Source organism: Candidatus Chloroploca mongolica (genome assembly GCF_004762035.2).
GTDB lineage: Bacteria > Chloroflexota > Chloroflexia > Chloroflexales > Chloroflexaceae > Chloroploca > Chloroploca mongolica.
On the sequence record NZ_SIJK02000092.1, the window covers coordinates 1 to 12,179 of the forward strand.

Below are 12,179 nucleotides of genomic sequence, written 5' to 3' on the forward strand. Positions count from 1 at the left end.
CAATCGTGCCGATGTTTACGTGCGGCTTCGTCCGCTCGAATTTCTGCTTCGCCATGAACTCCTCGTGCTCCTTAAAAATAACGCGACTCGCGCCTGCATCAGCTGGCACGAGCATCTTATGCACGGCAACCTAACGTGCCCCGTCTGAGCAGTTCTGGAGCCTACGACGGGACTTGAACCCGTGACCTCGTCTTTACCAAAGACGTGCTCTACCAACTGAGCTACGTAGGCATTGTCAAGGCAAAACCCAGCAAGCCTGGGTTTCACGTTTACAAGTGGTGGGCCGGGCAGGATTCGAACCTGCGAAGGCGTAAGCCAACAGATTTACAGTCTGCCCCGTTTGACCGCTCCGGAACCGACCCACACGGTATATGTCTGTGATGGAGCCGACGCAGGGAATTGAACCCTGAACCTACGGTTTACAAAACCGTTGCTCTGCCAATTGAGCTACGTCGGCAAGCAGCTTAAAGTCACCGTCCGACCACAGCCTGAGCATTGTAGCATAACCACGCAGATCATGCAAATTGGGATTACCCCACGGGGGATATAGTTAGAGGAGCCATCATATTTGACAAATAGCCACGAGTACGCTATCATAACAGCCGATTGGTTTCCATGCCGAAGTGGCGGAATTGGCAGACGCGCTACGTTCAGGGCGTAGTGAGGGCAACCTCGTGTGGGTTCGAGTCCCACTTTCGGCACCAATCTGGTTTTTTGCTAAAGTTAACACGGCTGTAGTGGGGCATAGTTTAACGGTAGAACGCCTGATTCTGGATCAGGTAGTTGGGGTTCGAGTCCCTGTGCCCCAGCCAATCTCAAAACCGTTGCGTACGGGACAGTACGCAACGGTTTTTTCTAGTTTTTTTTGGTGTGTTGCGCAACCTTTGTTTCACGACCTCAGTGACTGCGCCCTGTTTCAGGAGTGTCTGTTATGTCCGAGTCGGCTGAACCTCACGGTGCTTCAATGTTGGCATCATTCGCCACCTTCATCGCGTATCTTCCCGAACCATGCGCACTGGTTGATGCCACCGGCCATCTGGCAGCGGTGAATCCGGCCTGGAGCGATATGTTTTTTGAGACCGGGCTTGGTCAACCGTTGACCGAGGCTGTTGCGCTACTCTTTGCCTGGGAACCAGTCCACTTGCAGCAAATACTGGTGGAATTGAACCATATCCAGGCTGATGAGCTTCATCGTGTTAGTTTTGACGCTGCTCTTGCCGAGCCGCCTGATCGGTGGATCAATGCAACCCTTGCCAAGATTGACCACGGGTTCTGCCTCTGGCAACTCAGTGAGGTGACGCGTTGGCAGATGGTTGAGGCTGCAACTCATCAGTTGCTTGAGCAGTTCCGCGATGCGATCGAGAGTATTTCTGATGGCTTTGCGCTCTATGACCAGGAAGAACGTCTCGTGTTTTGCAATCGTCGCTATCGCGAGATCTATCCGCTGTGTGCGGATCTGTTGCGTCAGGGGCGGAGTTTCCCCGAGATTCTGCGGGTCAGTCTCGAACGGGGGCAGTTTATGCTTGCCAGTGATACGGTTGAGGCTTTTTTTGCTCACCAGTATGCGCATTTTCGTGAAGGACACTCTGGTGAGTACCAACTCAGTGATGGACGCTGGATCCGGGCGGTCAATCATCAAACCGATGATGGGGCTACGGTCAGTATTCGTACCGATATTACTGAGCAACGGCTTGCAAGTGCGTTGCGTGAACAAACCGCAGCCCAGGAAGCTACCATTATGGCGCAGTCAACGTTGCTGGCTGAACTCTCGACCCCCCTGTTGCGGATCAGTGCGCGTACGCTTGTCTTGCCCCTGATCGGGGCGATTGATGGTGCACGTGCGAATCGTGTTGTTGAGCATCTGCTCAATGCAGTTGAAGAGCAGCAGGCTTCACTGGTGATCCTCGATATCACCGGCGTGCCGGTGGTCGATACCTATGTTGCCGGGTTGATGATCCAGTGCGCCCGCGCTATACGCTTGCTCGGGGCACGTATGGTGCTCACCGGGATTCGCCCTGATGTTGCCGAAACGCTGGTGACGCTTGGCATTGACCTCGGTGAGATTGTGACGCGAGCGAGTCTGCAGGATGGGGTGCGTTATGCTTTGCGTGAGGGGTAGTTGTTGTTGCCCCACGTCCAGACCGTTGGGACGGTGAGCCGGATACAATAGAATCAGGCTCCTTACACTGCCGTCTCAAAGGCTCGCAGCACCATGACGAGCACCATCAGACAGATGCCCGTGAGCAGGATGGCTTCGCGCTTGCCTGTTCGTTGCTGAGTATAGTGGAGCGTCGCGGGCAGAATCGCGACGATAATGAGACCGTAGATGCTATGCAACGCGAAATAGATCGGGTTGGGTACCCGCAGAAGGGAGAGCAAACCCAGGATACTCTGAGCAATGAGGAGGAGTTGTGCGATCCAGAGACCTGCGGTGTACCCGTTGCCAAATCGGCCCCGTAGGATGCTGATCAGCCCCCAGCAGATGAGTACCACCATTAAACCTGAAATAGTTAGTTGGAGACGGCTATGCAATGCCGCAAGGCGTTCCATATGCTACACTTCTTATATCTATAGCAGTCCTATCGGGGTTGTCTCCAGGAGTGTCGGCTTATGGTTTTTAAGCATTACATCAGGGAGTGCCGACTTCAGCCGGAAGCCGACTGAAGTCGGCACTACGGTAGGCCCGATTTAATGCTTCATCTTCATGAGTCGGCTAAAGCTGGCGCTCCTGAGACGCAAATCGTCTAGGCTTACTATAGGACATGCGAGCGTCGCCCCATTCACATGAAGGCAAGCTTCTGGTTGGATGTTCGTGTTCGATATCATTCTTGAGGAGTATACCGCATGGACTCGGTCTGGACGAATCGAATTGCGGCTGGTGCCGCAGAGATGCATAGCTCGGCGATCCGTGATCTGCTGAAGGTAACGGCCCAGCCTGAGATGATTTCGTTTGCTGGTGGTTTGCCTGCCCCCGAGCTTTTCCCGGTTGAGGAGATCGCCGCCGCAGCCGAACGGGCTCTTATTGAAAGTCCGCTGGTGACCCTTCAGTATGGCCCGACCGAGGGGTTTAGCCCGTTGCGCGAGTTGCTTGGGACGTGGATGGCCCGCCTTGGCATCACTGTGCCTGTCGATCAAGTGCTGGTGACGTCGGGTTCGCAGCAGGGTCTGGATATGGTAGGTCGCCTGTTGATTGATCCTGGTGCCCTGGTTGCGGTCGAAGAGCCTACGTATATGGGCGCTCTCCAGGCGTGGCAGACGATCCGTCCTCACTATTTGAGTGTGCCGCTTGACGACCAGGGGCTTGATGTTGACGCCCTCGAAGCGCTGCTCTCTGCCGGGGCGCGTCCGCGCTTTCTCTATGTTGTCTCTTGTTTCCAGAACCCCACCGGGGTGACGCTGGCCGATGAGCGCCGCCGACGCTTGATCGAGGTGGCTTCACGCTATACATTGCCGATCATCGAAGATGATCCCTATGGGGAACTCTACTATGAAGGGTCGCGGACAACGCCGCTGGCGGCGCTCGATATTGAACTGCATGGCGAGTTGCGCCATGTTGTGTATCTGGGCACGCTCTCGAAGCTGCTGTCACCAGGGATGCGGGTGGGTTGGATCGTTGCCCCGCAACCACTGGTTGATCGGTTGGTGATGCTCAAGCAGGGGCTCGATCTCCACACGGGCAGCATGGCCCAGGTTGTTGCCTATTACGCCTGCCGTGACGGCTTGCTTGAACAGCACACGCCGCGCCTGCGGGATCTCTACCGTGAGCGCCGCGATGTGATGCTTCAGGCGCTTGACCAGACGTGTGCAGGCGTGGAGGGGATGCACTGGACACGTCCCGGTGGTGGGATGTTCCTCTGGGTGCGTTTGCCGGCTGAGCTTGAGGCCGAGCCGCTTCTGCAACAGGCGGTGGCCGAGCATGTGGCGTTTGTCCCAGGACGAGCGTTTCACCCCGATGGTGGTGGGGGCAATACGATGCGACTGAACTTTTCGCATAGCAACCCGACGCAGATCGAAGAGGGAATTCGGCGTCTTGGAGGGGTCATTCTGGCGAGTCTGGCGGTTTAAGATCCTGGGTGGGGCAACCAGGCGGCCTGTGCTCGCCTGGTTACCAACGGGGTGAAGGCCATCTTCCTCGCGTATCTGTTACCGGGTGCCGACCGTTTCAGTGGCAAGTTTGAGGGCGCGGACGAGTTGCAGATCGTCACTGTTCATAATCTCGTCGCGGCTCAAGTTTTCAAGATCGGTGGGGCGTAGCGGGATCACATCAAAGGGGAGCCGTACCTCTTCGTCGGGAGTGATGCCCTGGCCACGGATCAAGGCCCCATCGGGGGTGAGCCATTGCTGGGTGCCGAGCAAGAGGCGGCTGCCATCGCTGAGGCGGTAGGGGGTCAGGACGGTACCAGTGCCAAAGGTTGTCTCGCCGATCAGCATACCGCGGTCAGCCGCTTGAAACGCCCCCGAGACGATCTCAGATGAACTGGCCGAGTTGTTATTGATCAAGACGAAGAGGGGAAGATCAAGGGCTACCCCGCCGCTCTGTGTTGTCCGGCTCGTGCGGCGTCCCTCCCGGTCTTCTTCCTGTAGCACAACGGTGCCGGCGGGGAGAAACTGACTGGCTACCTCAACCGCCTGGTCGAGCAAGCCACCGGGGTTATTGCGCAGATCGAGGATAACGGCACGCGCACCCTGTTCGCGTGCGGCGAGCAGGGCCTCGCGCATCTGGCGACCCGAATTGCTGTCAAACGAACTGAGGCGTACGAGGGCGACCTCTTCTGGTAAGAGGTGCCAACTCACACTTGGCACAACCACCTGATCACGGACCACCGCGACCTCAAATGGTTCAGGAACGCCTGCGCGTTGCAAGAGCAGCGTAACGGTCGTGCCTTTGGGACCACGCACCCGAGTGCGGAGCAGATCGATCGACCAGTCGGTGGTTGGATCCCCATCGACGGCGAGGATAGCATCTCCGGGCAAAATACCGGCTTGTTCGGCGGGCGAGCCTTCGATTGGGGCAACGATCATCGTTTGACCATCGCGCACATCAATATAGGCTCCGATCCCTTCAAACGAGCCACTCAACGAGGTATCCCAGGCCTCAGCCTCGCTCGCGGTCAAAAACCGGGTATGACCCTGGTCGCCGAGGCTATCAACCATGCCAGTGATTGCGCCGGCGATCATCACCTCGGGATTTGCGGCTTCGGCATCGACAAAACGCGAGCGTGATAATTCCCAGGCTTCCCAGAAGATCGCGAACTCTTCACAGACCTCAGGGCTTTCGGGGCAGGCAACGGGCGAGCGATTGGCCAGGAAGCCGACCAGCAGACCGACACCGAGGCCTCCGGCCAGGACTATCACAAGCAATGCGCTCACCACCCAGAGTGGCAAGCGCAGACGAAGAAACGCAAAAGGCGATGGTTCAGCCATAAGATGTTATCCTGTTATTATTGACTATCTTCATCCAGTATAACACCGGCTGATCGCTTGCAAGATGAAAGCAAGGTTAGATCCGAACTGCTTGCGCACGAGACCAGCTTTGCTGGTCTCGTGCGCAAGCAGTTCAGAGTTGCGTATCGGTCACGAACGATCACTCCATTGGGGTGGGCGTTTTTCGAGGAAAGCACCGATGCCTTCCTGGGCGTCGGCGAAGGTAGCATTGAAGGACATGACTTCTTTGGCGTACCCGTAGGCCTGGTGCTGGGGCATGTTGATCTGGCGATAGAAGGCCTGTTTGCCGATGCCAATCACGGCGGAACTGGCCGAGGCGATCTTTTGCGCCAGGGCAAGGGTGGTTGTTTCGAGGTCGGCGACAGGCACCACGCGGTTGACCAGGCCAAACTGGTGGGCCTCGCTGGCGCTGATCGGGTCGCCGGTCAAGAGCATTTCGAGAGCGAGTTTGGCTGGCACGGCGCGACTGAGCGCAACCATCGGTGTTGAGCAGAAGAGGCCTATTTTGACCCCTGGTGTGGCAAAACGGGCATCGTCGGCGGCAACCACAAGGTCACATGTGGCGGCCAGTTGGCATCCTGCGGCCGTAGCAATGCCGTGGATCTGGGCAATGACGGGCTGGGGGATCGCCTGGATCGTCTCCATCAAGACAGTGCAGATATCAAAGATATGGCGGTAAAACTCGGGGCTGCGTCCGGTCATCTCACTCAAATCATGACCTGCACAGAAGGCTGGGCCTGCCCCACGCAGAATAATGGCACCGACGTCGCCTCGTCGCCCCAGGGTCCGAAAGGCGTCGATCAGTTCTTCCATATGTTCGAGCGAGAGGGCATTGCGCCGCGAGGGACGATTCATTGTTGCGATAGCGATGCGGTCTTCGACGGTGAGCAAAATATGCTGGTAGGTAGGGACAGGGCTGGTCGTCATTGACAACTCCTTCTTGTTTGGTGATGCGAAGGCTTCTCGCGAGCAATGGTACAATCTTCGGGGCAAGTTCGCAAGCAGCGATGCGAGGATGGGGGCTGAGATCGTGCGGATTCTGTGGCTTGATCCTTTTCATGGTGGATCGCATGCGGCGGTGGCCGCAGGCTATGCGGCGCGCAGTGCGCACCAGGTCACGTTGCTGACGCTGACGACCAGTGGGGGGTGGCGCTGGCGGATGCGCGGCGGGGCGCTTACGTTTGCACGGATGGTGCGCGAGCGTGCTGAACGACCGGACCTGATCATTGCGAGTGATATGCTTGATCTCGCCACGTTTCGGGCGCTGACAGCGGATCTGCTTGGTGGCGTGCCAGCCTTGGTCTATTTTCACGAAAATCAACTAACCTACCCATTGCCGCCAGGTCGCCAGCGTGATCTCAGTTTTGCCTGGATCAACTATACGTCGGCGCTGGTGGCCGACCGAATCTTGTTCAACTCGGCTTTTCACCAGCGCGAATTGCTTGGTGCCTTGCCTGGTCTGGTGCGGCGCTATTATGATTACCACGAACTTGAGTTGGTGCATCAGCTTGCAACGAAGAGTAGCGTGCTTGCGCCGGGGATCGATCTCGCGTCGCTTGAGCAGCGTGAGGCGATAGACCCGCCCTCAGGCCCACCGATTTTGCTCTGGAATTCACGATGGGACTATGATAAACAGCCCGAGCTCTTTTTTGCTGCACTCGAGATCCTTGCAACGCGAGGGGTGGCTTTTCGCCTGATTGTGGCGGGTGAGCATATTGATCCGCGGGCACCATTGTTTCTTGCCGCTCGTGAACGCTGGGCCGATCATCTGCTGCACTGGGGGTATGCGCCCGACCGGGCCACCTATGCGCGCCTGCTTCACCAGGCCGATCTTGTGGTGAGCACAGCGGCCCAGGAGTTCTTTGGCATTGGCGTGATCGAGGCGCTCGCGTGTGGTTGCGAACCTGTCCTACCAGATTATCTCAATTACCCTGATCTTTTGCCGAGGTTATGGCACAATACATGTCTCTATGATCATCGTGGAGGGGCCGCCGCGCTTGCCGTGGCGCTTGAGGCGGCACTTGCACGGGCAGGCACAATTCCGCGTGTGACTTGGCGAGCGCTGGCTGCACCATACGATTGGCAACAGATGGCACCGCTCTATGATCGGATTTTTGGTGAAGGATAGATCATAACATGATCGCTACGCAGAAACAACTTGCCATTCATGCTGAAGGGGTCGAGGTCGACTTTGGCAATGGTGCTGGTATTTTTGACCAGAACTATAGTGTGCCTGAGGGTACCATTCTCGGCATGATCGGGCCATCGGGATGTGGCAAGACAACGACATGTCGGGTTGCCCTGGGCTTGCTTGCCCCGCAGCGCGGCACGATTACCACGCTTGGGCGCACGCCAACCCGTTTTACCGCCGAAGACCGGGAACGGATCGGGTACATCCCGCAGCAGTTTGTGCTTTACCCACGGTTGAGTGTGGCCGAGAACATCTCGTTTGTTGCCTCACTCTATGGCATGTCGACGCGTCAGATTAAAGTGCGGATGGACGAATTGCTGGCTTTTGTTGATCTGACCGACGCCCGTGATCGCCTGGGGCAGAATCTTTCAGGAGGCATGCAGCGCCGCCTGATGCTTGTGGGTGCCCTGATGCATGATCCAGCGCTCCTCTTTGCCGACGAGCCGACGGCTGGCATTGACCCGGTCTTGCGTCAGCGCTTCTGGGAATATTTTCGTCGTCTGCGCGACGAAGGGCGCACGCTGGTTGTCACCACTCAGATTGTCAGTGAAGCGATCTACTGCGACTATGTTGCCGTGATGCGGCAAGGGCGTATTTTGGCGGTTGATACACCAATGGGTCTGCGGCGACGGGTGCTTGGCGGCGAGATTATTGATCTGACCCTTGGAGATCCTGAGAACATCGGGCGGGCGCTCGCAACGCTGCGCCGGTGGCGTGATGTGGTCAAGAGCGTACGGGTTGCCCCCAACAGCGAAACTGACCTGCATGTCGTGGTGGAGGATGCCCGCGAATACCTGCCCGAGGTCTTGAATCGCCTGGAAAATCAGCGCCCGCGGATCGTTGTCGCCAGCGCCGCGCCGCTCGACGTGAGCTACGACGATATCTTTATCCGGTTGATGGAAGAAGCGCAGGCACCGCAGGAGGCTGATCATGGCTGAGCTTTCGGACAAGCCGGTTGTGGCGTCGCGTGAGACGATTGTGACCCCAGGATGGCAACGCTGGTTGATCCGTGTGCGGGCCTATTTCTGGAAAGAAGTCAACGAAATTCGCCGCCAGCCGCTCTTGATCTTGAGTCTCATTATCGGGCCATTGCTGGTGCTCATCCTTTTTGGCAGCACCTATGTCAACAGCAACCCGCGTGTGCGAACGGCCGTTGTTCTTCCCGCCGAGGGCATACCTGGCCTGGAAGAAGAACAGCTTCGCCAGGTCATCGGGCTGAACTTTGATCTGCGCCTGGTCACCAAGAACCAGGCTGAAGCCGAGGCGCTGTTAGCATCAGGGGCGATTGATCTGATCCAGGTGTTGCCCGACAATATTTTTCAAACGATGCGGAGTGGGGTGAGTCCCGAGATTTCCTTTACCGCAAATGTGATCAATCCACTGGTTGAAGGATGGGTGCAATACCTCGCTTATGCGCAGGTGAATGAGATTAACCGGACGCTACTGGTGGTGACGACGGCGCGTGCTCAGGAGGAGGCGGCCGGGATACGGGTGCGGGTGGTTGATTTTGAGGGCAAGATTCTTGAATTCGAGCAGGGCATCAGTGAATCACGGAAAGAAGGAGCGGAACAGGATCTGAAAACCTTCATTGATTTCCTTGATGAACTGAATCGGATCCTGCCACCCCAGGAGGTGCTGGCTCAGCACTCGGATGAACTGGCCCAGTTGCGCCCGATCCTGACAAGGGTGCGCATCAATCTGCGCGATGTGCGGCGTGCTTTGCTTGACGAGACGTTGACCGAGGGGTTGCTCGAATTGGCCAAAACCCGCAACGATCTGCAACTCTTGAGTGGTACCCTGGAAATCTTTGTCAATATCGCCCCTGATCGCCTGGTCTCGCCGGTCAAGCTGAGCTACCGCAATCTCAGGGGTAGTGCGTATTCGGCGGTGGTTTACTATTCGCCTGGCGTGTTAGCTTTGCTGGTGCAGCATACCGCGATCACACTGGGGGCGCTGGCGCTGGTACGCGAACGACTGATGGGTGCGTTTGAAGTTTTTCGCGTGGCTCCGGTGAGCTTACACCAGTTGATCATCGGCAAATATCTAGGCTATATTGTCTTTATTGGTCTTGCGACCCTGTCCTTGATCATTGCCATGCTGGTGATCGGTGTTCCCTTGTTGGGCAACTGGCTCCAATTTGCAGGTCTGACCCTCTTGCTGATCATTGCCTCGCTGGGGGTCGGCTTTCTCATCTCGACGCTTTCGGGTTCCGACAGCCAGGCGATCCAGCTTGCGATGATCTCGCTTTTGCTCTCGATCTTCTTTAGCGGCTTTTTCATCAGTGTCGACAGTTTTGCCCCCCTTGCCCTGCCGGTGGTCTATGCGATCCCGATGAGCCACGGGTTGGCCGGGTTTCAGCACCTGATGCTCCGAGGTCTGCCACCCTCGCCAGGCAGTTGGCTCGGCCTGAGCTTGATTTCCATCATTACCTTTGGCCTTGTCGTCATCATCACCCGCCGCCAGTTGCTGCGGGCGTGAACACTTATGCTGGGAGCGAGGGCGGGACGCCCTCGCTCCCAGCATAAGTGTTACCCCAAATGTGAACACGTACCAATTTTTGCATTTTTGATGGGCGCGTGCTATACTCACGCCAAGTAAAGATCAATGACTGTGAACGGGAAGAGTACACACGGTACGGCGGCCCAGCGATCCGGTAGATGGTGTGAGGCCGGAGCGCACGACGGTGTGGAATGGACCCGGGAGTCGCGGAGCGAACTGGTACCGCTGGTGCCATAGTAGGAGCCGCCGGACATGCCACCGTTAGCAAGGCAGATGGTATAGAGCGAGGGTAATTGCGCGCAGTTACTCCGACAGTACCAGGTGAGTGCGTAGTCAGTGATGGCTGCGAACGAGAGTGGCACCGCGATCTTTTCGCCTCTCGCCCCCTGTTGGGGGTGGGGGCTTTTTTATTGTCTGTAACACTGCGTTGAGTGAGACAAGGAGCATGCTGATGGAGACGGTCAAGTATTTGTTGAGTGAACGTGAGATGCCGGAGTTCTGGTATAACATTGTCGCCGATCTGCCGGTACCGCTGCCGACGGTGTTGCATCCCGGGACAAAGCAGCCGGTTGGGCCTGCTGATCTTGCCCCGCTCTTTCCTATGGCCCTGATTCTGCAAGAGGTGAGCACTGAGCGCACGATTGAAATTCCTGATGAGGTGCGTTCGATCTATCGCCAGTGGCGCCCGACGCCGCTCTATCGCGCCCGTCGCCTCGAGCAGGCTCTTGATACGCCGGCGAAGATCTACTATAAGTACGAGGGTGTCAGCCCCGCAGGGAGCCACAAGCCGAATACGGCCGTTGCGCAGGCGTATTACAACAAGCAAGAGGGTGTCAAGCGCCTCGTCACCGAGACGGGCGCCGGCCAGTGGGGTTCGTCACTCGCCTTTGCCGGGGCGCTCTTTGACCTCGAAGTGCTGGTCTATATGGTTAAGGTCAGTTTTAACCACAAGCCCTATCGCCGGGCGTTGATGGAGACCTATGGCGCTCGGGTGGTCGCGAGCCCAAGCGAAGAGACGGCATCCGGGCGGGCGATCCTCGCTGAACATCCCGACAGCACGGGCAGCCTGGGCATCGCGATTAGCGAGGCGGTCGAGGTGGCGGTGCAGCGCGATGATACGCGCTATGCGCTCGGCAGTGTGCTCAACCATGTGTTGTTGCACCAGACGGTGATTGGGCAGGAAGCGATGGTGCAACTTGAGCAGGCAGGCGATTATCCCGACATTATCGTCGGTTGCACCGGTGGTGGAAGCAACTTTGCCGGGATTGCCTTCCCCTTTATTGGGGCGAAGATGCGTGGCGAACGTGATGTGCGGGTCGTGGCGGTCGAACCTGCAGCGTGCCCAAGTATGACCAGGGGCAAGTATGCTTACGATTATGGTGATACTGCGGGTATGACGCCGCTTGTGAAAATGCATACGCTTGGTCATACCTTTGTGCCGTCCGGTTTCCACGCTGGAGGGTTGCGCTATCACGGGATGGCCCCGCTCGTTAGCCACTTGCTTGAACTGGGCCAGATCGAGGCCACCAATGTGCAGCAACTCGAGACCTTTGCGGCTGGCATCCAGTTTGCCCGTGCCGAGGGCATTTTGCCGGCCCCCGAGGCCAACCACGCGGTCGCTGCGGCGATCAACGAGGCGCTGCGCTGCAAAGAAGAGGGCGTTAGCAAGACGATCCTCTTTAACCTCTGCGGCCACGGCCACTTTGATATGACCGCTTATACCGACTATATGGCGGGTACGCTGAAGGATTTTGAGTATTCGAGCGAAGAAGTTGCGATGGCGCTTGCTGGCCTGCCAAGCGTTGGGTAGAAGTGTTGCGGCAGAGGGAAAAGGCGTACGCCTTTTCCCTCTGCCGCAGAAGGGGCGTTTTCGGCGGCGGTGATGCCGATTAGTTCCAGCGGCGAAGGCGTGCGCCTTGGCCCCATACCGCTGGAGGGGCGTTTTCGGCGGCGGTGATGCCGATTAGTTCCAGCGGCGAAGACGTGCGCCTTGGCCCCATACCGCAGAAGGGGCGTTTTCGGCGGCGGTGATGCCGATTAGTTC

Annotated in this window: 9 protein-coding genes and 5 tRNA genes; 8 read left to right on the forward strand and 6 right to left on the reverse strand. The window is 57.5% G+C overall.

The genetic code is table 11. The features are described 5' to 3' along the window. Nucleotides 1-155 precede the first annotated feature (155 nt). The 3 genes from EYB53_RS23800 to EYB53_RS23810 form a co-directional block, all read right to left on the reverse strand. Nucleotides 156-231 (reverse strand) — tRNA-Thr (locus EYB53_RS23800). Nucleotides 232-276: 45 nt separating this feature from the next. Continuing rightward, nucleotides 277-362 (reverse strand) — tRNA-Tyr (locus EYB53_RS23805). Between the two features lie 19 nt (nucleotides 363-381). Further along, nucleotides 382-457: transfer RNA gene (locus EYB53_RS23810), tRNA-Thr, on the reverse strand. Nucleotides 458-617: 160 nt separating this feature from the next. Here EYB53_RS23810 and EYB53_RS23815 point away from each other — a divergent pair. The 3 genes from EYB53_RS23815 (at nucleotide 618) to EYB53_RS23825 (ending at nucleotide 2,119) form a co-directional block, all read left to right on the forward strand. Next, nucleotides 618-704, forward strand: a tRNA-Leu gene (locus EYB53_RS23815). Between the two features lie 34 nt (nucleotides 705-738). Beyond that, nucleotides 739-812, forward strand: a tRNA-Gln gene (locus tag EYB53_RS23820). A gap of 119 nt (nucleotides 813-931) precedes the next feature. After that, a complete protein-coding gene (locus tag EYB53_RS23825) occupies nucleotides 932-2,119 on the forward strand; it encodes a PAS-domain containing protein (protein ID WP_135481827.1) in 1,188 nt (395 codons plus the stop codon). A 62-nt stretch (nucleotides 2,120-2,181) separates the two neighbouring features. Here EYB53_RS23825 and EYB53_RS23830 read toward each other — a convergent pair whose 3' ends face one another. Continuing rightward, the gene (locus tag EYB53_RS23830; protein ID WP_135481830.1) at nucleotides 2,182-2,550 is read right to left on the reverse strand and encodes a hypothetical protein; all 369 of its coding nucleotides are present in this window, start codon (nucleotides 2,548-2,550) and stop codon (nucleotides 2,182-2,184) included. 294 nt (nucleotides 2,551-2,844) lie between these two features. On the opposite strand from EYB53_RS23830, the gene EYB53_RS23835 reads away from it, so the two are divergent. After that, nucleotides 2,845-4,065, forward strand: coding sequence for an aminotransferase-like domain-containing protein (locus EYB53_RS23835; protein WP_135481832.1), 1,221 nt, complete (start codon nucleotides 2,845-2,847; stop codon nucleotides 4,063-4,065). Between the two features lie 78 nt (nucleotides 4,066-4,143). Here the strand turns inward: EYB53_RS23835 and EYB53_RS23840 are convergent, their stop codons facing one another. Together EYB53_RS23840 and EYB53_RS23845 are read right to left on the reverse strand one after the other, a co-directional pair. Further along, on the reverse strand, nucleotides 4,144-5,424 hold the full coding sequence (locus EYB53_RS23840; protein ID WP_135481834.1) for a S41 family peptidase: 1,281 nt from the start codon (nucleotides 5,422-5,424) through the stop codon (nucleotides 4,144-4,146). A gap of 150 nt (nucleotides 5,425-5,574) precedes the next feature. Beyond that, nucleotides 5,575-6,372, reverse strand: coding sequence for an enoyl-CoA hydratase (locus EYB53_RS23845; protein ID WP_135481837.1), 798 nt, complete (start codon nucleotides 6,370-6,372; stop codon nucleotides 5,575-5,577). A gap of 88 nt (nucleotides 6,373-6,460) precedes the next feature. Here EYB53_RS23845 and EYB53_RS23850 point away from each other — a divergent pair, with 88 nt between their 5' ends. The 4 genes from EYB53_RS23850 (at nucleotide 6,461) to EYB53_RS23865 (ending at nucleotide 11,945) form a co-directional block, all read left to right on the forward strand. Next, nucleotides 6,461-7,573 (forward strand): tRNA-queuosine alpha-mannosyltransferase domain-containing protein, encoded by a 1,113-nt coding sequence (locus tag EYB53_RS23850; protein WP_216863705.1) that lies wholly within the window; start codon nucleotides 6,461-6,463, stop codon nucleotides 7,571-7,573. 8 nt (nucleotides 7,574-7,581) lie between these two features. Further along, a complete protein-coding gene (locus EYB53_RS23855) occupies nucleotides 7,582-8,574 on the forward strand; it encodes an ABC transporter ATP-binding protein (RefSeq protein WP_135481839.1) in 993 nt (330 codons plus the stop codon). Beyond that, on the forward strand, nucleotides 8,567-10,114 hold the full coding sequence (locus tag EYB53_RS23860; RefSeq protein WP_135481841.1) for an ABC transporter permease: 1,548 nt from the start codon (nucleotides 8,567-8,569) through the stop codon (nucleotides 10,112-10,114). Before EYB53_RS23855 ends, EYB53_RS23860 begins: the two co-directional genes overlap by 8 nt. Nucleotides 10,115-10,586: 472 nt before the next feature. Beyond that, nucleotides 10,587-11,945: a TrpB-like pyridoxal phosphate-dependent enzyme gene (locus tag EYB53_RS23865; protein WP_135481843.1), complete on the forward strand. Its 1,359-nt coding sequence runs from the start codon at nucleotides 10,587-10,589 to the stop codon at nucleotides 11,943-11,945. The last annotated feature ends 234 nt before the right edge of the window (nucleotides 11,946-12,179 follow it).